22 protein-coding genes are annotated in these 22,405 nt (G+C 69.3%); 7 read left to right on the plus strand and 15 right to left on the minus strand.

Annotation, left to right across the window (positions count from 1 at the left end; translation table 11 throughout):
• Nucleotides 1–4 precede the first annotated feature (4 nt).
• Nucleotides 5–688 (minus strand): DUF4245 domain-containing protein, encoded by a 684-nt coding sequence (locus AC5Y7V_RS26445; protein WP_499883010.1) that lies wholly within the window; start codon nucleotides 686–688, stop codon nucleotides 5–7.
• Between the two features lie 56 nt (nucleotides 689–744).
• On the opposite strand from AC5Y7V_RS26445, the gene glpX reads away from it, so the two are divergent.
• The 3 genes from glpX to AC5Y7V_RS26460 are packed head-to-tail and all read left to right on the plus strand — an operon-like array spanning nucleotide 745 to nucleotide 4,265.
• Nucleotides 745–1,779 (plus strand): class II fructose-bisphosphatase, encoded by a 1,035-nt coding sequence (glpX, locus tag AC5Y7V_RS26450; RefSeq protein ID WP_499883011.1) that lies wholly within the window; start codon nucleotides 745–747, stop codon nucleotides 1,777–1,779.
• Between the two features lie 30 nt (nucleotides 1,780–1,809).
• On the plus strand, nucleotides 1,810–3,216 hold the full coding sequence (locus AC5Y7V_RS26455; protein ID WP_499883012.1) for a class II fumarate hydratase: 1,407 nt from the start codon (nucleotides 1,810–1,812) through the stop codon (nucleotides 3,214–3,216).
• 17 nt (nucleotides 3,217–3,233) lie between these two features.
• Nucleotides 3,234–4,265, plus strand: a complete 1,032-nt coding sequence (locus AC5Y7V_RS26460) for a hypothetical protein (protein WP_499883013.1) — start codon at nucleotides 3,234–3,236, stop codon at nucleotides 4,263–4,265.
• Between the two features lies 1 nt (nucleotide 4,266).
• On the opposite strand, the gene AC5Y7V_RS26465 is transcribed toward AC5Y7V_RS26460, so the two are convergent.
• The 5 genes from AC5Y7V_RS26465 to glyA form a co-directional block, all read right to left on the minus strand.
• On the minus strand, nucleotides 4,267–5,724 hold the full coding sequence (locus AC5Y7V_RS26465) for an adenylate/guanylate cyclase domain-containing protein (RefSeq protein ID WP_499883067.1): 1,458 nt from the start codon (nucleotides 5,722–5,724) through the stop codon (nucleotides 4,267–4,269).
• A 102-nt stretch (nucleotides 5,725–5,826) separates the two neighbouring features.
• Nucleotides 5,827–6,702, minus strand: coding sequence for a polysaccharide deacetylase family protein (locus AC5Y7V_RS26470; protein WP_499883014.1), 876 nt, complete (start codon nucleotides 6,700–6,702; stop codon nucleotides 5,827–5,829).
• A 133-nt stretch (nucleotides 6,703–6,835) separates the two neighbouring features.
• Entirely contained in the window at nucleotides 6,836–8,137 is a 1,302-nt protein-coding gene (gene phoH2, locus AC5Y7V_RS26475; RefSeq protein WP_066941045.1) for an RNA 5'-3' helicase PhoH2, read from the minus strand.
• 251 nt (nucleotides 8,138–8,388) lie between these two features.
• The gene (locus AC5Y7V_RS26480) at nucleotides 8,389–9,216 is read right to left on the minus strand and encodes an acyl-ACP desaturase (protein ID WP_499883015.1); all 828 of its coding nucleotides are present in this window, start codon (nucleotides 9,214–9,216) and stop codon (nucleotides 8,389–8,391) included.
• Between the two features lie 85 nt (nucleotides 9,217–9,301).
• Nucleotides 9,302–10,594 carry a serine hydroxymethyltransferase gene (gene glyA / locus AC5Y7V_RS26485; RefSeq protein ID WP_499883068.1) on the minus strand — a complete coding sequence of 431 codons (1,293 nt, stop codon included), beginning with the start codon at nucleotides 10,592–10,594 and terminating at the stop codon, nucleotides 9,302–9,304.
• A 117-nt stretch (nucleotides 10,595–10,711) separates the two neighbouring features.
• On the opposite strand from glyA, the gene coaA reads away from it, so the two are divergent.
• Complete coding sequence (gene coaA / locus AC5Y7V_RS26490; protein ID WP_499883016.1) at nucleotides 10,712–11,650, plus strand: type I pantothenate kinase; 939 nt, start codon at nucleotides 10,712–10,714, stop codon at nucleotides 11,648–11,650.
• Nucleotides 11,651–11,671: 21 nt separating this feature from the next.
• Here the strand turns inward: coaA and AC5Y7V_RS26495 are convergent, their stop codons facing one another.
• From AC5Y7V_RS26495 to AC5Y7V_RS26505, 3 genes are all read right to left on the minus strand, one after another.
• A complete protein-coding gene (locus AC5Y7V_RS26495; protein ID WP_499883017.1) occupies nucleotides 11,672–12,088 on the minus strand; it encodes a hypothetical protein in 417 nt (138 codons plus the stop codon).
• A 282-nt stretch (nucleotides 12,089–12,370) separates the two neighbouring features.
• Nucleotides 12,371–13,750, minus strand: coding sequence for a hypothetical protein (locus AC5Y7V_RS26500; RefSeq protein ID WP_499883018.1), 1,380 nt, complete (start codon nucleotides 13,748–13,750; stop codon nucleotides 12,371–12,373).
• A gap of 76 nt (nucleotides 13,751–13,826) precedes the next feature.
• Nucleotides 13,827–14,615: a (2Z,6E)-farnesyl diphosphate synthase gene (locus tag AC5Y7V_RS26505; protein ID WP_499883019.1), complete on the minus strand. Its 789-nt coding sequence runs from the start codon at nucleotides 14,613–14,615 to the stop codon at nucleotides 13,827–13,829.
• A gap of 107 nt (nucleotides 14,616–14,722) precedes the next feature.
• On the opposite strand from AC5Y7V_RS26505, the gene trhA reads away from it, so the two are divergent.
• Nucleotides 14,723–15,475 (plus strand): PAQR family membrane homeostasis protein TrhA, encoded by a 753-nt coding sequence (gene trhA / locus AC5Y7V_RS26510; RefSeq protein ID WP_499883020.1) that lies wholly within the window; start codon nucleotides 14,723–14,725, stop codon nucleotides 15,473–15,475.
• Here trhA and AC5Y7V_RS26515 read toward each other — a convergent pair.
• Genes AC5Y7V_RS26515 through mca form a run of 4 tightly spaced genes read right to left on the minus strand, consistent with a single transcriptional unit; the run spans nucleotide 15,472 to nucleotide 19,036 of the window.
• Nucleotides 15,472–15,855 carry a nuclear transport factor 2 family protein gene (locus AC5Y7V_RS26515; RefSeq protein WP_499883021.1) on the minus strand — a complete coding sequence of 128 codons (384 nt, stop codon included), beginning with the start codon at nucleotides 15,853–15,855 and terminating at the stop codon, nucleotides 15,472–15,474. The genes trhA and AC5Y7V_RS26515 overlap by 4 nt on opposite strands.
• Nucleotides 15,856–15,877: 22 nt before the next feature.
• Nucleotides 15,878–17,893 (minus strand): thioredoxin domain-containing protein, encoded by a 2,016-nt coding sequence (locus AC5Y7V_RS26520; protein ID WP_499883022.1) that lies wholly within the window; start codon nucleotides 17,891–17,893, stop codon nucleotides 15,878–15,880.
• On the minus strand, nucleotides 17,880–18,167 hold the full coding sequence (locus AC5Y7V_RS26525) for a hypothetical protein (RefSeq protein ID WP_499883023.1): 288 nt from the start codon (nucleotides 18,165–18,167) through the stop codon (nucleotides 17,880–17,882). The genes AC5Y7V_RS26520 and AC5Y7V_RS26525 overlap by 14 nt, the downstream gene beginning before the upstream one ends.
• On the minus strand, nucleotides 18,164–19,036 hold the full coding sequence (gene mca, locus AC5Y7V_RS26530) for a mycothiol conjugate amidase Mca (protein WP_499883024.1): 873 nt from the start codon (nucleotides 19,034–19,036) through the stop codon (nucleotides 18,164–18,166). The genes AC5Y7V_RS26525 and mca overlap by 4 nt, the downstream gene beginning before the upstream one ends.
• A gap of 138 nt (nucleotides 19,037–19,174) precedes the next feature.
• Here mca and AC5Y7V_RS26535 point away from each other — a divergent pair, with 138 nt between their 5' ends.
• Nucleotides 19,175–19,609 carry a DUF4307 domain-containing protein gene (locus AC5Y7V_RS26535; RefSeq protein ID WP_499883025.1) on the plus strand — a complete coding sequence of 145 codons (435 nt, stop codon included), beginning with the start codon at nucleotides 19,175–19,177 and terminating at the stop codon, nucleotides 19,607–19,609.
• A gap of 222 nt (nucleotides 19,610–19,831) precedes the next feature.
• On the plus strand, nucleotides 19,832–20,326 hold the full coding sequence (gene greA, locus AC5Y7V_RS26540) for a transcription elongation factor GreA (RefSeq protein WP_499883026.1): 495 nt from the start codon (nucleotides 19,832–19,834) through the stop codon (nucleotides 20,324–20,326).
• Nucleotides 20,327–20,426: 100 nt separating this feature from the next.
• Here the strand turns inward: greA and AC5Y7V_RS26545 are convergent, their stop codons facing one another.
• Both AC5Y7V_RS26545 and AC5Y7V_RS26550 read right to left on the minus strand, forming a co-directional pair.
• A complete protein-coding gene (locus tag AC5Y7V_RS26545; protein WP_499883027.1) occupies nucleotides 20,427–21,593 on the minus strand; it encodes a cystathionine gamma-synthase in 1,167 nt (388 codons plus the stop codon).
• 60 nt (nucleotides 21,594–21,653) lie between these two features.
• Nucleotides 21,654–22,307: an RDD family protein gene (locus AC5Y7V_RS26550; RefSeq protein WP_499883028.1), complete on the minus strand. Its 654-nt coding sequence runs from the start codon at nucleotides 22,305–22,307 to the stop codon at nucleotides 21,654–21,656.
• Between the last annotated feature and the right edge of the window lie 98 nt (nucleotides 22,308–22,405).

Genomic DNA, 22,405 nt, shown 5'->3' on the forward strand with positions numbered 1-22,405 from the left:
TCTTTCAGCGCGCGGGTAACGGCGACGCTGATTGCGTCGCCGAGGCCAGCGTACGGAATTCCTCGGCGCTGCCGGCACCGGTTATCGCGATCTGGGTGGCGCCGGCCGGGCCGGCGAGCCTGGTGGTCCATACCGGTTCGGCGGCTCCCTCTGCTTGCGCGCCCTGCGCGCTGCCGTGATAGACGACCCAGTTGACGCCGCCGACGTCGACCGTCCCGGTCGGATACGCCGACGGATGGACCGACCCGACGAGCTTGTCCTCGTCGGCGTTGCTCTGGGTCAGGCCCAGGTACATGCCCGTCGGGCTGAGGTAGCCCACCGTCGAGGTGGCCGCGTGCAGCCGCTGACCGGTCGCGGGGTCGGTTCGGCCGTTGTCGATGCCGCCGCGTCCGCCGGAGTTGGGGTGCCAGCCGGCGGGCAGCTGGGGCAGCCGAATCGGAAAGCCCAGGGCCTGGGCGTCCGCCCGCAAGGCCGCCGCCGCGTCGTAGGACGGGATCGCGCCCTTGTTCGTCCCGACCGGCTGAAACGAACACATCCCGACCAGGCCGGCCAGCAGGATGCAGCCGACGACCAACGGCGCCAGCGACCAGAACATGTCGCGACCGTCCTGCAGCAACCGGGGCTTTGCCGGTTTGGGCGCCGGCGTCGGCTCGCCTACCTCGGCGTTCGGCTGCGGCTCGTCGGTCATGACGCCGAGTATCCCAGTTCCGGCAGACGGATCCGCTTCTGGGACAATCGGCAACCATGAGCGATCGCCCCCAACGCCGTGAAGCCCCCGACCGCAACCTGGCGATGGAGCTGGTCCGGGTAACCGAGGCCGGTGCCATGGCGGCCGGCCGCTGGGTGGGCCGCGGCGACAAGGAGGGCGGCGACGGCGCGGCCGTGGACGCCATCCGCGAGCTGGTCAACACCGTGTCGATGCGCGGCGTGGTGGTGATCGGCGAGGGTGAGAAGGACCAGGCCCCGATGCTCTACAACGGCGAGGAGGTCGGCAACGGCGACGGGCCGGAGTGCGACTTCGCCGTCGACCCGGTGGACGGCACCACGTTGATGAGCAAGGGCATGCCCAACGCCATCTCCGTGCTGGCGGTGGCCGACCGCGGCGCGATGTTCGACCCGTCGGCCGTGTTCTACATGAACAAGATCGCCGTCGGCCCCGAGGCCGCGAACGTGCTGGACATCACCGCCCCGATCGCCGAGAACATCAAGGCCGTCGCCAAGGTCAAGGCCCTGTCGGTGCGCGACATGACGGTATGCATCCTGGACCGGCCGCGGCACGCACAGCTCATCGAAGACGTCCGGGCCACCGGCGCCCGGATCCGGCTGATCACCGACGGCGACGTCGCGGGCGCCATCTCCGCGTGCCGGCCGGAATCGGGCACCGACATGCTGGCCGGCATCGGCGGCACGCCGGAGGGCATCATCGCCGCGGCGGCGATCCGCTGCATGGGCGGGGCCATCCAGGCTCAACTGGCGCCCAAGGACGACGTCGAGCGCCGCAAGGCGCTGGACGCGGGCTACGACCTGGACCAGATATTGACCACCGAGGACCTGGTGTCCGGCGAGAACGTCTTCTTCTGCGCGACCGGCGTCACCGAGGGCGACCTGCTCAAGGGCGTCCGGTACTACCCCGGCGGCTGCACCACCCAGTCGATCGTGATGCGCTCGAAGTCGGGCACCGTGCGCCTGATCGAGGCCTATCACCGGCTGTCCAAGCTCAACGAGTACTCCGCGATCGACTTCACCGGCGACAGCTCTGCCGCCTACCCCCTGCCCTAAGAACCCGACCCGAAACCAGGAGACCAATCTATGGCCACTGAGGACGCCGAGTACCGCATCGAGCACGACACCATGGGCGAGGTCCGGGTGCCGGCAAAGGCCTTGTGGCGCGCGCAGACTCAGCGCGCGGTCGAGAACTTCCCGATCTCGGGCCGCGGCCTGGAGCGCACCCAGATCCGCGCGCTGGGGCTGCTCAAGGGTGCCTGCGCGCAAGTGAACAAGGACCTCGGGCTGCTGGCGCCGGAGAAGGCCGACGCGATCATCGCCGCCGCGGCCGAGATCGCCGACGGCCGCCACGACGACCAGTTCCCCATCGACGTCTTCCAAACCGGTTCGGGCACAAGCTCGAACATGAACACCAACGAGGTGATCGCCAGCATCGCCGCCGCCAACGGGGTGACGGTGCATCCCAACGACGACGTCAACATGTCGCAGTCGTCCAACGACACCTTCCCGACCGCCACGCACATCGCGGCGACCGAGGCCGCGGTGCGTCACCTCATCCCCGCGCTCGAGGTGCTGCACGACGCGCTGGCGAGCAAGGCCCGCGAGTGGCACACGGTGGTCAAGTCCGGCCGCACCCACCTGATGGACGCCGTCCCGGTCACGCTGGGCCAGGAATTCAGCGGGTACGCCCGCCAGATCGAGGCCGGCATCGAACGGGTCCGGGCCACGCTGCCGCGGCTGGGTGAGCTCGCGATCGGGGGCACCGCCGTGGGCACCGGCCTCAACGCACCCGACGGGTTCGGCGTCAAGGTGGTCGAGACCCTGGTCGCTTCCACCGGCCTGAGCGAATTGCGCCCGGCGGTAAACTCTTTCGAGGCCCAGGCCGCCCGCGACGGGCTGGTCGAGGCCTCCGGCGCGCTGCGCACCATCGCGGTGTCGCTGACCAAGATCGCCAACGACGTCCGCTGGATGGGGTCGGGCCCGCTGACGGGCCTGGCCGAAATTCAGCTGCCGGACCTGCAGCCGGGCAGCTCGATCATGCCGGGCAAGGTGAATCCCGTTCTGCCGGAGGCGGTTACGCAGGTCGCGGCCCAGGTGATCGGCAACGACGCCGCGGTCGCCGTCGGCGGGTTGTCCGGCGCCTTCGAGCTCAACGTCTACATCCCGATGATGGCGCGCAACATTCTCGAGTCCTTCAAGCTGCTGACCAACGTCTCGAGGCTGTTCGCGGAGCGCTGCATCGTCGGGCTCAGGGCCAACGTCGAGCACCTGCGCGAGCTTGCCGAGTCGTCGCCGTCGATCGTGACGCCGCTGAACTCGGCCATCGGCTACGAGGAGGCCGCCGCGGTGGCCAAGCAGGCGCTCAAGGAGCGCAAGACCATCCGACAGACCGTGATCGACCGCGGCCTGATCGGTGACAAGCTGTCACTCGAAGAACTGGACCGCCGCCTCGACGTGTTGGCGATGGCCAAAGTGAAGCCGGAGGAATAGATGAGAGCGGTTCGGCGATGACGAATCCCCCCGGCGGTCCCCCCGGCGGTCCCTACGGTCAGGATCCCTACGGGGCGAATCCCTATGGGCAGGGCCCATATTGGGGTGGCCCGCCGCAGGGTGGCCAGCCACCGGTCGGCCCGCCACCGGGTGGTCCCCCGCCGGGCGGCCCGCCGCCGGGCGGCGGATACCCCTACCCCGCGCCGGGCGGCCCGTATCCGGCGGGCCCCTACCAGCCCCAGCAGTTCCCGCCGCCCGGGCAGCAGGTTCCGCCGGGCTGGCCGGGAGGGCCCGGCGGGCCGTACCCGCCCGGGCCACCGCCGGGACCACGCTCCAAGGCGCCGTGGCTGATCCTCGCCGGCATCGCGGTGCTGGGCGTCATCATCGTGGTGGTGCTCTTGGCGATCGGGCTCAACAACGGAAGCAAGCCGAACAGGGCGAGCCCCTCGACCAACCCGTCCGTGCCGTCCTCCACGAGCGCCCCGTCGTCGTCGCCGAACAACTCCCAGCAGACGGCGACCGGCTGCACGCCCAACGTGTCCGGCGGCGACAAGCCCTCCGGCGACACGATCAGCGCGGGCAAGCTGTCGTTCCCGGCCAGCGCCACCCCCGGGTGGCAGGGTTTTTCGGATGATCAGTCCCCCAACCTCATCGGCGCGGTCGGCGTGGGGGCGGAGGTGCCCGGCGCCAACCAGTGGATGATGCAGGCGGAGGTCGCCGTCACCAACTTCGTCTCCAGCATGGACGTCGGCGCGCAGGCGGCGAAGTTGCTGGACTGCGTGGCCAACGGACCGGGCTACGCGAACGCCACGCCCACCCTGGGCCCGACGAAGACGTCGTCGCTCACCGTCGACGGTGTGAAGGCCGCCCGCGTGGACGCCGACATCACGATCGCCGACCCCGCACGCAACGTCAAGGGTGACTCCGTGGTCATCATCGCGGTCGACACGAAGCCGGTCACCATCTTCATGGGCGCGACGCCCATCGGCGACGCGGCGTCGGCGGGCATCATCACCAAAGTCGTTGGGGCGCTGAAGGTAAAGAAGTAGGTCAGGAACTCGCCGGCGCCGACACGTGCGTGGCCTCGGAGCGGCCGCGTAACACGGTCGAATAGCACTCGGCCCAGTGCGCGCGCTCGGCGTCGTCGGCCCGGTCGATGGCGGCGGCCGAACACAGGATTCGCCGCTCGGCGGTTTTGGCAAGGTCGGCCAGCCGCGCCGCCTCATTGACCGCGTCGCCGATTACCGTGTATTCATACCGGTTTTCGGCGCCGACGTTGCCGGCGAAGACGCGTCCCGCCGAAATGCCGATGCCGAAATCGACGACGGGCAGCCGGCGCAGCTGGCTGGCCAAGGCGCGCGCCGTCGCCAGCGCCGCCGACGCCGGTTGCGCCGTGCGCAACGGGGCGCCGAAGACGGCCAGTGCGGCGTCGCCGGCGAATTTGTTGATCAGCCCGTTGTGTTCGTCGACCGCGTCGACCACGATCTGGAAGAAGTCGTTGAGCACCTCGGCGACCTCTTGCGGGGGGCGGCTTTCCGCGAGTTGCGTGGAGCCGACCAGGTCGATGAAGAGCACCCCCGCCTCGACCACATCGCCGGACAGCGACGCACCCTCTTGAATCGCGCGTTGCGCGACATCGGTTCCGACGTGGCGCCCGAACAGGTCCCGCAGCCGATCCCGCTCGGCGAGCCCGGCGACCATTCGGTTGAATCCCGTTTGCAGGCGACCGATTTGGGAGCGCTCGTAGGCGCCCACCTTGGTTTCCATGTGGCCGTGCTCCACCTCGGCCATCGCGTCGACGACCTCGCTGAGGGGATCGGAAATGGAGCGCGACGTCAAGATCATGATCGGCAAACCGAGCAGCACCGCCGCCAGTGAGACCACCAGCAGCGGCACGTCCAGCGATGCCGACTTCTGGATCAGCCATCCGTACGAGCGAAGGACGACCAGGGCCGCGATCACCCCGATCGGCAGCGCGCTGCACAAGAACCACAGCAACACCAGTCGCGCGAACACGCTCGGCACCACCAGGCGCGGCTCGCGGCCGAGCGTGGCGGCGCCCATGATGGGCCGCAAAGTCCGCTGCGCGAACAGCATCCCCATGCCGGCGGCCGCCGGCGCGCCCAGCAGCACACCGAGGACGATGGGCAGCATCAGCTCGGGCCCCCCGGCCAGATTCATCGCCGCGAAGATCGCCCCCGCCCCGCCCCAGGACAGCAAGAGGATCGTCGACTGACGGCCGGGGATCCTCATCGCCGCTTCCCGTTGCGCGTCGGTCGGTTCGTCCCCGGCGGCGTACCAACGCAGCGTGGGAGCCAGGTTGCGGACACCCGCCACCACGACGCCGACGACGCCCACCGCAATCAGCGCCAGCACCAGGGCCGTGTTTCTTTCCACGATGTCGACGTTGGCCGCGGCGGACGTGTGTCCGCGCAGCGGGACCAGGATGGCGGCGGCGTCGACGACGGCCACGACGTACGCCAGCGTGAGGTCGATCGCATATTGGATCTCCAACCGGCGAGCGGATTTTCGCTGCCCCGCCGCTGGAGCCCGAAGCCAGCCCGGCTTGATCACCCTATAAAGGTAGCGGTGAGCGGGCCCAAACCTTTTCTAGGCGCCGTTGTTCGGCCCGCCCGAGTTCTGGCCCGGGATGTCGGTGATCGGGAAATTTGGCATCGGCTTGGGTGAGGACGTGTTGGGCAGGGCGGGGATCTCGCCGGGCGGAATGTCGTGCAGCTGGTTGGCGGGCGGCCCGTTGTCGCGGCCGCCGTACGTGCTGCCCGGCGCCCGCGGCCCCAGCAATTCGCTGACCGTCACCAAGCGGTAGCCGTTGGCCTTGAGCACCGGGATGAACTGGTACACCAAGTCGACGGTGCTCGAGTAGGTGTCATGGAACAACACCACCGAGCCGGGCTTGATGTAGGTCATCAGCATGTACCGCGTCGCGGCCGTGTTGGAGTCGTTGATCCAGTCGAAAGGGATGACGTCCCACAGTATTTCGGCCAGCCCAAACTTTCCCGCGGTCGCCCGCACCGCGTCGTTGGACAGCCCGCCGGCGGGACGCCACAGCGACGGGGCCCGGCCCGTCGCGGCAGTGATCGCGTCGTTGCTGCGGGAGAACTGGCCCGCGATGTCCTCCGGGGGGATCGTGGTCATGTTGGGGTGTTCCCAGGTGTGGTTGCCGAACTCCATGCCGGCGTCGGCGACGCGCTTGGCGCCGGCCGGGTTGGCGGCGACCTTGTTGCCGATCAGGAAGAACGTGGCCTTGGCGTCGGCGTCCTTCAGGATTTGCAGCAGCCGGTCGGTGTAGGGCCCCGGCCCGTCGTCGAACGTGAACGCGACGCACTTGACGACCGAGCAGCTGAGGTTGTCGGCCCGCGTCACGTGACCGGTGAGGGCGCCGATCACCAGCACCGCGGCGGCCGCCACGACGCCCAACACGGTCCGCCAATAGCGCCAGGCCTGGCTGTCGGGTCGTTTCGGCACGTAGGAAGCCTACCCGGGGTTGGGTGTGCAGCCGCGGCGCTGACCCTGTAACCAGGGTTTTCAGTGTTGCACCAGGGCGAGATTCGCGCGGATTTCCCGCCCTGAAGTGACCGTTAAAGCCAAGGATTCACACTCAGTGCGGTCCGGCGATCTCCTCGAGCATCTCGGTGACCAGCGCAGCGATCGGCGAGCGCTCGCTGCGCAGCAGCGTGATGTGGGCGAACAGCGGGTGGCCCTTGAGCTTCTCGATCACCGCTGCGACCCCGTCGTGGCGGCCGACGCGCAGGTTGTCGCGCTGGGCGATGTCGTGGGTCAGCACCACCCGCGATCCGGTGCCCAGCCGGGACAGCACGGTCAGCAGCACGTTGCGCTCCAGCGACTGCGCCTCGTCGACGATCACGAACGAGTCGTGCAGCGAGCGGCCCCGGATGTGGGTCAGCGGCAGCACCTCGAGCATGCCCCGGGACAGCACCTCCTCGAGCACCGCGGGACTGGCGAGGCCCTCGAGGGTGTCGAAGACCGCCTGCGCCCACGGACCCATCTTTTCGCTCTCGCTGCCGGGCAGGTAGCCGAGCTCCTGGCCGCCCACCGCATACAGCGGTCGGAACACCACCACCTTGCGGTGGGTGCGCCGTTCCAGCACCGCCTCGAGGCCCGCGCACAGCGCCAGCGCCGACTTGCCGGTGCCGGCCTTGCCGCCCAGCGACACGATGCCCACCGACTCGTCCAGCAGCAGGTCCAGCGCCACCCGCTGCTCGGCGGAACGCCCGCGCAGCCCGAACACCTCGCGGTCGCCGCGAACCAACTGGACGCGTTTTGCCGCGTTGACCCGCCCGAGTGCGTGAGAGCTGCCGCCCAACAGCCGAATCCCGGTGTGGCAGGGCAGGTCTCTGGCTTCGACCAGATCGATCTCACCGTCGGCGTAGAGCGCGTCGATGTCGTCGGTGCCGGTCTCGATCTCCTGCATCCCCGACCAACCGGAGACGATGACGTCCTGCGCGTGGTACTCGTCGGCGGCCAGTCCTACCGCGGCGGCCTTCACCCGCAGCGGAATGTCCTTGCTGACCAACGTAACTCGCTTACCCTCGGCGGCCAGGTTGGCGGCGCAGCTCAGGATCCGGGAGTCGTTGCTGTCGGTGCGAAAGCCGGCGGGCAGCACCGACGGGTCGGTGTGATTCAGTTCGACGTGAAGCGTGCCGCCTTGTGTCCCAACGGAAATCGGCTGATCCAGCCGTCCGTGCTCGAGCCGAAGATCATCGAACAGGCGCAACGCCTGACGGGCGAACCAGCCCAGTTCGTGGTGGTGGCGTTTGGCCTCCAGCTCGCTGATCACCACCAGCGGCACCACCACCTCGTGTTCGGCGAACCGGCTGCACGCCCACGGGTCGGACAGCAGCACGGAGGTGTCGAGCACATAGGTCCGGAGATCGGTCACGAAGCGCTCCTCGAGCGGGTAAGCCCGCGCGGACCCGCACAGGCATGTCGGCGGGAGCCGCAGCACCAGGACCGGGGCCGGTCCTGCCCTTCTCGTGACGGGAGGTGCCGCCCTGGCAGCAGATCTTGTCGCTGGCCATCGGGAACGACGCTACTCTCGTGGCCGCTTCGGCGCCGCGCAGGCGCGCCGAGACCGACACGGGGACACCAAAAACCGGCCGCGGGCCGCGGCCGGCTCGGGTGACGTTCGGCTTAACTTATGACGAACTGCTGCAGCGCGGGTTCGCCCGCCACACCCCAGTCGGTGATGCGGTCGGAGATCGCCTGCCGTAGGTCCTGCGGGGTGAAGATGCCCGCGTCCGCGACGTTTCGCACCTTGTCCGCGTAGGCGTCGATGTCGGCGCCCACCGTCTGCAGGTCGGCCGCCCGCGCGGCGATCGCGGCGATGGTCTCGTCGCGGGTGTAGGAGAGGCAGTGCGCGACGAGGCTGGCGAACATGTGCTCGTGGCGCACCTCGTCCCTGCGGATCCGGTCGATGAGGCCGGCCAGCACGGGCTCCTCGATCGCGGCCGCCAGGTTGCCGCAGAAGACCGCGTGCGTGCGCTCGGTGAGCGCCATGTAGACCAGGGTTTCGACCTGCGAGTAGGTGTCGCCGCGGTAGCCCTTCATCACGTACTGGACGCGGGCCTCCTCGTTGGCGGTCGGGTCGACCTCCCGGGTCACCACGAGGTATTCGCGCAGCGCGATGGCGTGCAGGTGCTCCTCGGCGGTCCACCGGCCGAGCCAGCGGCCCCACCAATCCTCGAGGATGAAGTGCTCTACGAGCTCGCGGTGGTGTGCGGCGAGGTTGTCCTTGAGCAGCAGCAGGATTTCGCAGGCGTCGGTGATGGTCCGCGGCAGGGTGGTCTGGGACGCGTCCCAGTCGCGTCCGCCCAGGAACGCGAAGTTCTCGCCCTGCTCGAAGGGCACGTAGTCGTGGGCGAACCACAGGTCCTCGGTGTTGAGGTGGTGGTCCATGAGCCGCTCGACCACGGGCTCGAGTTCGAGGGTCAGCGTGTTAGGAACAGGTTTCTGTGCCATGCGGTTACTGTAACTTCTAGGAACAGGTTCTGTGAAATTGTTGGGGCGTGTCGCCGCCGAATGGTGACTTTGGTCCCTAACCCGCTCAGCGGTCGACGAGCGTCCAGTTCTCCAGGCCCTCGTAGAGCGGGAAATCCCTGGCCAGGCGCGTCACGCGTTGCCGCAGCGCGGAAACGTCTACGTCTTTGCCGGTGGTCCCGGCCGTTGCCAGCGCGGTGGCGATGATGTCGGCTACCTCGGTGAATTCGGCGTCCCCGAAACCGCGGGTGGCCAACGCCGGCGTTCCCACCCGCAGCCCCGACGTCACCATCGGGGGGCGCGGGTCGTTCGGGACCGCGTTGCGGTTGACGGTGATGCCGATCTCGTGCAGCAGGTCCTCGGCGGCCTTGCCGTCGAGCGGCGAGTCACGCAGGTCGACCAGCACCAGGTGCACGTCGGTGCCGCCGCTGACCACCGAGACGCCGGCCTTGGCGACGTCGGCCGCCAGCAGGCGGTCGGCGACGATGCGCGCCCCGGACAGCGTGCGCTGCTGGCGGTCGGCGAACTCGGGTGTGGTGGCGATCTTGAGCGCGACCGCCTTGCCCGCGATGACGTGCATCAGCGGGCCGCCCTGCTGGCCGGGGAACACCGCCGAGTTGATCGCCTTGGCGTACTCCTGCTTGCCGAGGATCATGCCGGAACGGGCGCCGCCCAGCGTCTTGTGCACGGTCGTGGACACCACGTCCGCGTGCGGCACCGGCGTCGGGTGCAGGCCCACGGCGACGAGCCCGGCGAAGTGCGCCATGTCCACCCACAGCTTGGCGTCGACCTCGTCGGCGATCGAGCGGAACGCGGCGAAGTCGAGGATCCGCGGGTACGCCGACCAGCCGGCGATGATCACCTTGGGGCGGAACTCGAGCGCCCGGGCGCGCACGACATCCATGTCGACCAGATGCGTCTTGGGGTCCACGCCGTAGAAGCCGGCCTCGTACAGCTTTCCGGAGAAGTTCAGCTTCATTCCGTGGGTGAGGTGGCCGCCGTTGGCCAGGTCCAGGCCCAGCAGGTGTTCCCCTGGTGACATCAGGGCGTGCAGCACGGCGGCGTTGGCCTGCGCCCCGGAATGCGGCTGGACGTTGGCGAACTCGGCGCCGAACAACGCCTTGGCCCGGTCGCGGGCGATGTTCTCCACGACGTCGACGTGCTCGCATCCGCCGTAGTAGCGCCGGCCGGGCAGTCCCTCGGCGTACTTGTTGGTCAGGACGCTCCCCTGGGTCTGCAGCACCGAGCGGGGCACGAAGTTCTCGGAGGCGATCATCTCCAGGGTGTCGCGTTGCCGGTGCAGTTCCTTGTCCAGCAACTCGGCGATGTCGGGGTCGACCTCGGCGAGCGGGGCCGACATCACAGAAGAGGCGGTACGGGCGTCAGGTGCGGCGGTCACGGCCGCCAGTCTATCCGCGGGCGCTTTTCGCCAGCCCAGCCGTCGGGCGCGCGTTTGCCCCTGCCACACTTGAGCACTATGCCGCGGCCTAGCGAGCCGAGCCCTTATGTGGAGTTCGACCGAAAACAATGGCGTGCGCTGCGCATGTCGACGCCGCTGGCCCTCACCGAAGAGGAACTCGTCGGGCTGCGCGGTCTCGGTGAGCAGATCGACCTGCTGGAGGTCGAAGAGGTCTACCTGCCGCTGGCCCGGTTGATCCACCTTCAGGTCGCGGCGCGCCAGCGGCTGTTCGCCGCCACCGCGGAATTCCTCGGGGAACCGCAACAGAATCCGGACCGGCCGGTGCCGTTCGTGATCGGCGTGGCGGGCAGCGTGGCCGTCGGCAAATCGACGACGGCCCGCGTGCTGCAGGCGCTGCTGGCCCGCTGGGATCCCCACCCCCGCGTCGACCTGGTGACCACCGACGGCTTCCTATACCCGAACGCCGAGCTCGATCGGCGAAACCTGATGCACCGCAAGGGTTTTCCGGAAAGCTACAACCGCCGGGCGCTGATGCGGTTCGTGACGTCGGTCAAGTCCGGCGCGGACTACGCGTGCGCGCCGGTGTATTCGCACCTGAAGTACGACATCATCCCGGGGGCCAAGCACGTCGTCCGCCACCCCGACATCCTGATCCTCGAGGGCCTCAACGTCCTGCAGACCGGTCCGACCCTGATGGTGTCGGACCTGTTCGACTTCTCGCTCTATGTGGACGCCCGGATCGAGGACATCGAACAGTGGTACGTGTCGCGGTTCCTGTCGCTGCGCACCACGGCGTTCGCCGATCCGGAGTCACACTTCCACCACTATTCGGCGCTGAACGACACCAAGGCGGTCGCCGCCGCCCGCGAGATCTGGCGGTCGATCAACCGGCCCAACCTGGTCGAGAACATCCTGCCGACCCGGCCCCGCGCCACCCTGGTGCTGCGCAAGGACGCCGACCACTCCATCAATCGGCTGCGCCTGCGCAAGCTGTAGCGCGGGAGCCGGTGGGCGGGGTTACGTCGCGAGGCGACGCATTCCCAGGTACTGCAGACCGCCGAACGCCGCGGTGTAGACGCCGGTGGCCAGCGTCGCGGCCACCCCGGTTGCGGTCAACATGGGCACCGCCTCGGCGGCCACGATCGCGGCCAGCGTGAAGACGACGTTGGCCGCGATGATGCCCATCCCGACGCGGCGCAGGTCCGGCGCCGCGGCGAGGCTGAACACGACGAGGCCGGCGAGCACGAAGAACGCGCCCATCGCGTATTCCTGGCCCGACGTGAGTCCGGTCAGCGACGAGATCGGGTCGGCGAAGAAAGCGACGGCCAAGCCGCACAGCCCGGTCAACGTGGCGTCGGCGCGCATGGCGAACCGCAGCAGCGAATCGGTCGAGTCGTACAAGGGGCGGGTGGGGAGACCAGAAACGGCGGTCATGTGATTACTCCTAGCGATGGCGGAGGGGGTCGATCTGGTTTGAGCGTGCCGCCAGAGCACTGCCATATCGACGCGTGGCGCTGCCAACTGCTGCCACGGATACAAAGACCAGGCATTTCTTCGGGCTATTCCCGCCGTGGGCCAATTAGTTCCACACGTGTCGCAAATCGTGGGGCCGCTGGCCTGATCGCGCCCCCCGGCGCCGCGACACATAAGCGGCTGCGAAGACGCGCCGACGACGGTCGCGGTGGTTTACATCTCGCGAGCGGCGGGGCCGCCCCGCTAGTCGCTGGGGACCGGCACCCGGCCGCGCAGATCCGCGGCGATGAGCCGGGCGGCGGCGCTTTGCCAGTTGTGCAGCGAGCGCTGCGGCACCTCGGTGACCAGCCACTGCCAGGCCTGCCGGGCGGTGGCGTCCAGGCCGGCCGCGGTGGCGTTCTGCGCGTACGCGCGCACCCCGACGACGTACGGGAAGTACAGCGAGTTGTAGTAACGCCATTCCTCGGTGGTTCCGAAATCGCCCGCGTCGCGGGGTTTGAGCCGGGCGATGCCGTCGGCGAGAACGGCCTTGAGCTCGTTGGCCCGCTCCACCGGGTGATCGGGCGCGCCGCGCGCTGCCAGCCGCTCGTCGATCACGGGCAACGCGGTGAGCGGGCTGGCGACGAGCTTGGTCAGGTCGGCGTAGTGGCCCAGCGCGCGGCGGGTGAGCCGGGCGAAGGTGTCGTCGTCGATGTGCGCGAGCGCCTTGCGGGGATCGGCCGAGCGCAACGGCAGCGCCGCCCCGGTGTGCCGCAACGCGGCCCGGTCGGCGCGCAGCGTGGGCGACCGGGAGAACGCCAGCCGGTCCAGCACGCCGGCCAGTGGGTCGGCCAGCACCTGCACCGCGATCGCGATGGCGAGCGTGGTGAACAGCAGTACGGTGAGCACGGTCTGCGCGGCGGGCTCCCCGCGGGTCAGCGCCAAGCCGATCAGCGCCTGGCCGCCGAACAGCACGGCGACCGCCATCGAACCGGCGAACGAGCGCAGCATGTCGGCGCGCAACGCCTGGCCCTCGTCGAAGGCGTCCCACAGCGCCACCGCCACCCCGAGCGTCAGGACGTCGCAACCCGTCGACGCCAGGGCCAGCCAGCTCGGCACGATGCCCAGCGGGATGATCAGGATGGCGTTGGCCAGCGCGAAGAACAGCGTCGCGACGACCACGACGCCCACGACCGAGGTCGGCTGGGCGGGCCGCCGAACCGCGACGATCATCGCCCCCAACGTGGACGTCGAGATCACCGCCATCATCAGCAGGTGCCCTGGCCGCAGCGGCCCTTCGACGCTGCCGGCCAGCGCCGCGCCGAGCAGGATCAGCGCGCCGACACCGCCGACGAGCAGAATCTCACCGGTGCGCGCCCGCCAGCGGTCGCCCGGGCGGGACAGCTCGACGAGCACCGCGAACCACGCCACGCTGGGTACGGCGGCCAGATAGATCTCGAGCCGGCTGAGGACCGCGACGTGGCCGACGCCGGCGGTGCGTATTGCGTCCAGCGCGACCACCAGCGCGAAACCGAACAGCCCGATCGCCGCCAGCGCCAGCACCGGCTTGCGCGGGTCGCGGGCCAGCAGATACAAACCCAGCCACAAGCTCAGCGTGAAAACCACCGCCGACAGCGCAGCCATGCATCCAGTGTGGCACGGGGTTCGATGCGCGCCGACCCGCTGCGCCCGGCTACGCCGCGCTTGCGATCGACACGGGTTACTTGCCGTATCGGCGGTGCCGTTGGCTGTAGTCACGCAGCGCGCGCAGGAAATCGACGCGGCGGAACGCGGGCCAGTGCGCCTCGGTGAACCACATCTCCGAATAGGCGCTCTGCCACAGCAGAAACCCCGACAGCCGCTGCTCGCCGGAGGTGCGGATCACCAGGTCGGGGTCGGGTTGCCCCGAGGTGTAAAGGTTTTCGGAGATGCCGTCGACGGTCACCGCGTCGATCAACTCCTCGGCGGTGGCCCCGTTGGCGAGCTCCTTGTTCAGCAGCGCCCGCACCGCGTCGACGATCTCCCGGCGCCCGCCGTAGCCGACGGCGACGTTGACGTGGAACGGCGCCACGGCCGGGGTCGACTCCACCGCGTCGCGCACCCGGCGGGCCGGCTCCTCGCCGATCAGCCCGAGGTCGCCGACGGTGCGGACGCTCCACCGATTGGCGGGGGCGCAGATCTCCTCGACCACGTCTGTGATGATCTCGATGAGGCCGGCCAGCTCGTCGGCGTCGCGTTGCAGGTTTTCGGTGGACAGCAGGTACACCGTCGTCATCTCGATGCCGGCCTCTTGACACCAGCGCAGCATCTCGGCGATCTTCGCGGCACCCATCCGGTAGCCGTAGCTGACGTCGTCGTAACCCGCGTTGCGCGCCCAGCGCCGGTTCCCGTCGCACAGCACCGCGATGTGGCGGGGAAGCTCGGATTTCGAGGCCGCCAGACCCTGCCTCAGCCGCAGCTCGTAGACGCGGTACAACGGCTCCTTGAGCCGCGGCGGGATGATCTCCACGAAGCTCCACCCTACTGTGAGCGACGCCAAATTCCGGTTTGGATTTGCGCAACCCCACCGCACGTCCAACACCGGGTCGTGGTCGTTCGCCGCTACTGTTGGTTCTAATGAGCAGCAAAACCAGCACGCCCCCCAACCCGGAGCCCGAGGCGATCGCGCCCGGCAATCCCGTCGAACAGCTCGTCGAGGGTGCCGCCGAGGCCGTTTCCAAGCCCCGCATGCGCGGCTGGATTCACTTCTACTCCGCGTGGCTGGCGATCGTCTGCGGCGCGAGCCTGGTGTCGGTGTCGTGGGCGGTGGCATCCACGCGGGCCGGGCTGACGACGTTCGCCTACGCCCTGGCCACCGTGGCCATGTTCGCGGTCAGCGCCACCTACCACCGCGTCAACTGGAAATCCGCCAAGAGCCGCAACCTGATGAAGCGGCTCGACCATTCGATGATCTTCCTGTTCATCGCCGGCAGTTACACGCCGTTCGCGATGCTGGCGATGCCGCCCGCCGACGGGCGAACCGTGTTGTGGATCGTGTGGGGCGGCGCGCTGGCGGGCATCGTGCTGAAGGTGTGCTGGCCGACGGCGCCGCGCTGGGTGGGCGTGCCGCTGTACCTGCTGCTGGGTTGGGTGGCCGTCTGGTACGCGCCGACGATCATCCACGTCGCCGGGGTGGCCGCGATGGTGCTGCTCGCCGTCGGCGGCGCGTTCTACAGCATCGGCGGGCTGCTCTACGGATTGCGCTGGCCGGACCCGTGGCCGAAGACGTTCGGCTATCACGAGTTTTTCCACGCCTTCACGGCGATCGCGGCGATCCTGCACTACATCGCCATGTGGTTCGCCGTCTTCTACGTCGGCAACCCCGCCTAGAGCTGCCGCACGTCGGCCGCCGACCAGTAGGCCTTCATCGCGGTGACCTTGCCGCGGTCGTCGAACACCATGACGTCGATCGGCTCGATCACCATCCGGTGCTCCCCCGCGGTGATGGTCAGGCGGAACTGGAACGCCGCCTCGTTGCCGGCCACCCGCAGCGACACCAGCTCGCATTCGCGCTGCACGTCGTTGACCGCGGAGTAGAAGCCGTGGATGGCCTGGCGGCCGATGTGCACCTCGCCCCCGACCGGGTCCTCGACGGTCGCGTCGTCGGCGTACAACTCCACCAGGTCGTCGGCGCTGCCCTTGGCGATGAGCTCGATGTAGCGGTTGACGGTGTCCGTGATCGCGTGGACCCGGTCCGAGGCGTTTGGCATGGGAGGCAGGGTAGCCTCCGGGCTACCCTCCCGAAACATCCAGGGCCGCCGCCAGTTCGGCCGCCGCGGTCACCGGCAGGTCGCAAAGCCGGCCGCGGCACACGTACGCCGCGTCGGCGCCGCCAACCCGGTCCCGGCCGACCAGCAGCGCCGACGAATCGCGCTCGCCGCCCACGACGATCGCCCCGCCGGGCGCCAGCCGGCGCGCCTCGGCCAGCAGCGGGGACCGCGCCGGGTCGCAGGCGACCGCGATCTGCAGCGGCCCGCGAACCGCGGATTCGGCGACGGCCAGCCAGTGCCCGGCCGACCGCGGCGCGCGCTCCAGCAGCAGCGAGTGCGCGGCCAGGGCGTCACCCGCGGCCCGCAGGTACCGTTCCGCCCGTTCCCCGTCGACGAGGTGCGCCGCGGTCAGCAACGCTTCGGTGATCGACGACGCGCCCGACGGCGTCGCGCCGTCCAGCGGGTCGGCGGGGCGCAGCACCAACCGCTCGGCGTCGTCGGCGGTGTCGAACCAGCGGCCCGGCTGCTGAGGGTCGGCGAAATGGCGCAGCGCCGTGTCCAGCAGGTCGCTCGCCGTCGTCAGCCACGACTCGTCGGCGGTCAGCTGATACAGCGCGAGCAGGCCGGTGGCCAGCATCGCGTGATCCTCGAGGATGCCGGGGCTGTCGCCGACCACCCCGCCCAGGCTGGCGCGCCGCAACCGGCCGTCGACGACGTGCAGGCCCAGCAGCGAAAGCGCGCAACGCCCTGCGGCAGCGGCCAATTCGGGGTCGTCCAACGCCACGCTGGCCTCGGCGAGCGCCGTGATCGCCAGGCCGTTCCACGACGTGACGACCTTGTCGTCGCGACCGGGCTGCGCCCGGATAAGCCGCGCGGCCAGCAGCGCGGTGCGGACCCGTTCGGCCCGCTGCGGGTCGTCCGGGTCGGCGGGCAACTGCAGCACCGAGCTGCCGTGTTCGAAGGTGCCGGACGGGGTGACCGCGAAAACCGTTGCCGCCCAAGCACCGTCGTCGGCTCCGAGCGCCTCGGTCAGCTGCGCGGGCGTCCACACATACGTCGAACCCTCGCGGCCGTCGGCGTCGGCGTCCAGCGACGAGACGAACATGTCACCGTCGGTCAGCTCGCCGAGCAGGAACCCCGCGGTCTGGGCGGCGACGCGGCGGGCCAGCCGGTCGCCGGTGCGCCGCGCCCAGTGCGCGTACGCCCGCAGCAGCAACGCGTTGTCGTAGAGCATCTTCTCGAAATGCGGTACCACCCAGGCATTGTCGACGCTGTAACGGGCGAAGCCGCCGGCGAGTTGGTCGTAGATGCCGCCGCGGGCCATCGCGTTGGCCGTGCGCGCGACCGCCTCCAGCGCCGCCGGTGACCCGGTGCGCTCGTGGTTGCGCAGCAGCGCCTCGAGAAGCGCCGACGGCGGGAACTTGGGGGCGCCGCCGAACCCGCCGTGAACCGGGTCCTGGTCGCCCAGCACGGACGCGACGGCGTGGTCGCACAGCTGCGGCGCCACGTCAGGGCCACCGCCGGGCAGCCCGCCTGCCATCTTGCGCAACTCGTCGGCGATGTGGTCCGAGGCCTCCTCGACCTCCCCGCGGCGGTCCCGCCAGGTGGCCGATACGGCCGAGAGAAGTTGCAGGAAGCCGTCTTTCGGGTAGTACGTGCCGCAGAAGAAGGGTCGGCCGTCGGATGTCAGGAAACACGTCATCGGCCATCCGCCGTGCCCGGTGAGCGCGACGGTGGCGTTCATGTACACCGCGTCGATGTCGGGGCGCTCCTCGCGGTCGACCTTGATGCAGACGAATCCCGCGTTCATCACCGCGGCCACCTCGTCGTCCTCGAACGATTCGTGGGCCATGACATGACACCAGTGGCAGGCGGCGTAGCCGATGGAGAGCAGGATCGGCACGTCGCGCGCCTCCGCGTCTGCGAGCGCCCGCGGCGTCCACTGCTGCCAATGCACCGGATTGTCGGCGTGCTGGCGCAGATAGGGGCTGGTGGCCAGGCCGAGGGTGTTCGTTGCGGACTGCTCAGCCGGGCTCATCACCGGGTCCTGGGGCCCGCGTCGGCCCGTTCGCCGGGCCGGGCCCCTCACCGATCGTGTCGGTGCCCTCGTCGGCGGCCTGATCGGGCTCGGGATGCTCCGGGTCGAACGTCTTCGGAACCTTCTTCAGCTGCCGGCTCATCGACCGCAACAGGAACAGCGTCGCGACCACCAGCAGCACCACAACAAGCAGTCCGACCGGGCTGGCCTTGCCGAAGTCGGGCCCGTGGTTGTGCGGGCCGTCGGCGATCACCCGGAGGAGATGGTGGGTCACCCGTCGTCCTCGATTCCGGCGAACAGGTCGTCCTCGGGCAGTTTGACCGGAACCCGCGAGCGGGCCAGCTCGAATTCCTCGGTCGGCCAGAGCCGCTGCTGCCATTCGATGGGAGCGGCGAAGAATTCGGCGTTCGGGTCGATCTGGGTGGCGTGCGCGCGCAGGGCGTCGTCGCGCTGGCTGAAATACGCCGAGCACTCGACCCGCGTCGTCACCCGGGACTCGAACGGGTCGTGCTCGGGATCCCAGTGCTTGAGCCACTTTTGGAACGGGCCCTCCTGGCCGCGCTTGACGAATTCGTCGTGCAGCAGTTGCATCCGCGCCCGCAGGAAGCCGTGGTTGTAGTACAGCTTGGACACCGCCCACGGCTCGCCCGCGTCCGGGAAGCGGGCGTAGTCGGCGGCGGCCTCGAACGCGCCGACCGAAACCTGGTGGCAGCGAATGTGGTCGGGGTGCGGGTAGCCGCCGTTCTCGTCGTACGTGGTCATCACGTGCGGGCGGAACTCGCGGACCACCCGCACCAGCGCCTCGACCGGTTCCTCCAGCGGCGCCAGCGCGAAGCAGCCCTCCGGCAGCGGCGGCGGCGGATCGCCCTGGGGCAGGCCGGAGTCGACGAAGCCCAGCCAGGTGTGCTCGACGCCGAGGATCTCCGCCGCCTTCGCCATCTCGTCACGGCGGATTTCGGCCATGTGCTCCAGCACGTCGGGCAGGTCCATCGCCGGGTTGAGAATCTCGCCGCGCTCGCCCCCGGTCAGGGTCACCACCAAAACCCGGTGACCCTCGTCGGCATAGCGGGCCACGGTGGCCGCACCCTTGCTCGACTCGTCGTCGGGGTGGGCGTGCACCGCCATCAACCGCAGTTCGCTCACGTGCCCCCTTCTCCGAGTCGGTTGGCTGGTCGCCCCTGAAGGGCTAGAAGTGCTAGAAACGACCTTATAATTCCAGTTCCGATCGTTGCATCCCGTCGGCCGTCGGCCGGCAGCCCACCAACCCAGGCATACCCAGGCATGACCGAAACCTCGCTTCCGCGCCCCGAGGCCCGCTACGGCCGGTCGCGGCTGTCGCGCGTGTCCCGCCGCCGGGTTGCCATCGGTCTGGCGGTGCTGGTCGTCGCCGTGGGCGTCGTCGTCGCCGTCATCGGCTACCAGCGGCTGGGGACCAGCGACGTCACCGGATCGCTGGCCGGCTACCAGGTGATCGACAACGAGACGGCATCGGTAACGATCAGCGTGACGCGATCCGACCCGTCGCGCCCGGTTGATTGCATCGTGCGGGTCCGGGCCAAGGACGGCGGCGAGACCGGCAGACGCGAGGTGCTGGTGGCGCCGTCCGACCAGGCCACCGTCCAGGTGACGACGACGGTGAAATCCGTCCGGCCGCCGGTGATGGCCGACATCTACGGTTGCGGCACCGATGTGCCCGGCTACCTGCGTCCGGCCTGACCGCGCGATCAAGACCAACGGCGAATATTGAGTCATCATCTGTTTGCGCGGTGGTAACATGGATGAATGCACGGTTCCCGTAGGGACCGTGTATTGCTGCATTAAAGGCCGTCGGAAGAACGGAGCGGCGGTAGGCGGGGCGGGACCCGATACCCCCGGCAGCGGGGTGCAAAAACTTGCGCGACTACGCGAACGAGAAGGAAATACGAGGAGCACGACGAGATGACGGATACTCAGGTGACCTGGTTGACCCAGGAGTCACATGACCGACTCAAGGCCGAGCTCGACCAGTTGATCGCGAATCGTCCGGTCATCGCCGCGGAAATCAACGACCGCCGCGAAGAGGGCGACCTGCGCGAGAACGGCGGCTACCACGCGGCCCGCGAAGAGCAGGGTCAGCAGGAGGCCCGCATCCGCCAATTGCAGGACCTGCTCAACAACGCCAAGGTCGGCGAGGCGCCCAAGCAGTCCGGCGTCGCGCTGCCCGGCTCGGTGGTCAAGGTCTACTACAACGGCGACAAGTCCGACAGCGAGACCTTCTTGATCGCCACCCGCCAGGAGGGCGTCAACGACGGCAAGCTCGAGGTGTACTCGCCCAACTCACCGCTGGGCGGTGCCCTGATCGACGCCAAGGTCGGCGAGACCCGCAGCTACCAGGTGCCCAACGGCAACACCGTCGAGGTCACCCTGGTCAGCGCGGAGCCCTACCACTCGTAGCCCCCGCCGCGAGCAGACGCAGAATCGCATAAACCGCGCCCTGCGCGTGCGATTCTGCGTCTGGTGGCCGGGCAGGGCCCGGCGAACACCGCCAGAGGAATTAAGCGAGAGCCTGGTCGAGGTCGGCCAACAGGTCGGCCTCGTCCTCGATGCCGACCGAAAGCCGCACCAGGTCGTCGGGCACTTCCAGTTGCGAACCGGCCGTCGACGCGTGCGTCATGGCGCTGGGCAGCTCGATCAGCGACTCCACGCCGCCCAGCGACTCGGCCAGGATGAACACCCCGGTCCGCGCACAAAGCTGCTCGGCGGCCCGCCGGCCCCCGCGCATGCGCACCGACACCATCCCGCCGAAGCCGCGCATCTGGCGCGCGGCGATTTCGTGGCCGGGGTGGCCGGGCAGGCCCGGATACAGCACCGCGCTCACCGCGGGCTGCTCAGCGAGGAATTCTGCTACCGCGCAAGCGTTTTCGCTGTGCCGCTGCATCCGCAGCACCAGGGTCTTCAGGCCGCGCATCGTCAGGTAGGCGTCGAACGGACCGGGCACCGCGCCCGCCCCGTTCTGCAGGAAGGCGAACGCGTCGTCCAGCTCCGGGTCGTTGGTGATCAGCGCGCCGCCCACCACGTCGGAGTGGCCGCCGATATATTTCGTCGTCGAGTGCAGTGCCACGTCGGCGCCCAGCGTCAACGGCTGCTGCAGCGCCGGCGACGCGAAGGTGTTGTCCACCAACACCTTTGCCGAGTGTTGCTTGCCCAGTTCGGCGATCCCGGCGATGTCGGCGATGGTCAGCAACGGGTTGGTCGGGGTTTCCACCCAGATCAGCCGGGTCCGCGCGTTGATCGCGGCGGCGACGGCGTCCAGGTCGGACAGCGCCACCGGCGTGTACTCGACGTTCCACTTGGTGAACACCTTGTCGATCAGCCGGAAGGTGCCGCCGTAGGCGTCGTTGGGGATGACGACGTGGTCGCCCGGCCGCAGCATCGCGCGCAGGGCGCAGTCGGTCGCGGCCATCCCGGAGGCGAACGCGCGCGCGAAGGCCCCCTCCTCGACTGCGGCCAGCGAGGCCTCGAGCGCGGCCCGGGTCGGGTTGCCGGTGCGGGCGTACTCGAATCCGCCGCGCAGCCCGCCGACACCGTCCTGGGCGAATGTGCTGCTGGCGTAGATCGGGGCGTTCACCGCCCCGGTCGCCGGATCCGGGCGGTAGCCGGCGTGGATCGCCTTGGTGGCCAATCCGTTGAACTTGTGGTCTCCGCTACGGTCCTCGCTCATCGACGATCAGCCTAGTGACGCCGTCGCGCCACCGTCCCGCCGACCGAAGGCCGTCCGGATTCAGGCCGCTGCGCCCTCTTCGAGGGGCAGACACACCGTCGTCATGATCTTGTCCGCCAGCGTTTGCCGCTTGGCGTCCCACAGCGGGAACAGGTAGCCGATGTAGCAGATGATCTGGTCGACGAAGTGCGCGATCTGGCGCACCACCGACATCCCGAAACCGATCGGCTGCCCGGTGACCTCGCTTACCACCTTGAACTTCATCACCGACTTGCCGATGCTGGAGCCCGTGGTGCCCTGGCGGTAGCCGTAGTTCCAGACCAGGTAGGCCACTGCGGCCAGCCACGTCAACCAGAACGCCATCGTGCCGATGGCGCTGGGCTGGTTCACGCAGTACTGGTTGACGCTGTACTGGGTGATGTCGCTGACGCACGACTGTTGCGTGGTGAGCGCCTGAATGATCGCGCCGATGCCCACCAGGACGCCGGCCGGGATGTTGTCGATGATGAACGCCAGCACCCGGGTGACCCACGGCGTGTAGGACTCCGTCGGCAGGGCGCGGATCGCCGGTCCGGGCGGGGGCGGCGCATATCCGCCCGACGACGGGGGCGGCGGCGGGTAGGAACCGCCCGCCGGGGGCGGCGGAGGGGGTTCGTGGCCGCCGGCCCCTGGGGGCGGCTGGTAGGACTCGCCGGGCGACGGTTGATCGGACATGGGCAACCCTCCACTGCGTTAGCTGAACCAGGCCGAATTACAGTACCTGCCGGGCCAGCGAAGCGGTATAAGCGAGATTTGCGGGCTCGGACGCGGGG

The sequence above is a fragment of the Mycobacterium sp. NGS34 genome (genome assembly GCF_059812845.1).

Excerpts from the sequence above, each read along its gene's own strand:
- AC5Y7V_RS26445 (WP_499883010.1), bottom strand. The coding sequence starts at position 688 with ATGACCGACGAGCCGCAGCCGAACGCCGAGGTAGGCGAGCCGACGCCG.
- glpX (WP_499883011.1), top strand. The coding sequence starts at position 745 with ATGAGCGATCGCCCCCAACGCCGTGAAGCCCCCGACCGCAACCTGGCG.
- AC5Y7V_RS26455 (WP_499883012.1), top strand. The coding sequence starts at position 1,810 with ATGGCCACTGAGGACGCCGAGTACCGCATCGAGCACGACACCATGGGC.
- AC5Y7V_RS26460 (WP_499883013.1), top strand. The coding sequence starts at position 3,234 with ATGACGAATCCCCCCGGCGGTCCCCCCGGCGGTCCCTACGGTCAGGAT.
- AC5Y7V_RS26480 (WP_499883015.1), bottom strand. The coding sequence starts at position 9,216 with ATGGCACAGAAACCTGTTCCTAACACGCTGACCCTCGAACTCGAGCCC.
- glyA (WP_499883068.1), bottom strand. The coding sequence starts at position 10,594 with ATGTCGGCCCCGCTCGCCGAGGTCGACCCCGACATCGCCGAGTTGCTG.
- coaA (WP_499883016.1), top strand. The coding sequence starts at position 10,712 with ATGCCGCGGCCTAGCGAGCCGAGCCCTTATGTGGAGTTCGACCGAAAA.
- AC5Y7V_RS26495 (WP_499883017.1), bottom strand. The coding sequence starts at position 12,088 with ATGACCGCCGTTTCTGGTCTCCCCACCCGCCCCTTGTACGACTCGACC.
- AC5Y7V_RS26500 (WP_499883018.1), bottom strand. The coding sequence starts at position 13,750 with ATGGCTGCGCTGTCGGCGGTGGTTTTCACGCTGAGCTTGTGGCTGGGT.
- trhA (WP_499883020.1), top strand. The coding sequence starts at position 14,723 with ATGAGCAGCAAAACCAGCACGCCCCCCAACCCGGAGCCCGAGGCGATC.
- AC5Y7V_RS26515 (WP_499883021.1), bottom strand. The coding sequence starts at position 15,855 with ATGCCAAACGCCTCGGACCGGGTCCACGCGATCACGGACACCGTCAAC.
- AC5Y7V_RS26520 (WP_499883022.1), bottom strand. The coding sequence starts at position 17,893 with ATGAGCCCGGCTGAGCAGTCCGCAACGAACACCCTCGGCCTGGCCACC.
- AC5Y7V_RS26535 (WP_499883025.1), top strand. The coding sequence starts at position 19,175 with ATGACCGAAACCTCGCTTCCGCGCCCCGAGGCCCGCTACGGCCGGTCG.
- greA (WP_499883026.1), top strand. The coding sequence starts at position 19,832 with ATGACGGATACTCAGGTGACCTGGTTGACCCAGGAGTCACATGACCGA.
- AC5Y7V_RS26545 (WP_499883027.1), bottom strand. The coding sequence starts at position 21,593 with ATGAGCGAGGACCGTAGCGGAGACCACAAGTTCAACGGATTGGCCACC.
- AC5Y7V_RS26550 (WP_499883028.1), bottom strand. The coding sequence starts at position 22,307 with ATGTCCGATCAACCGTCGCCCGGCGAGTCCTACCAGCCGCCCCCAGGG.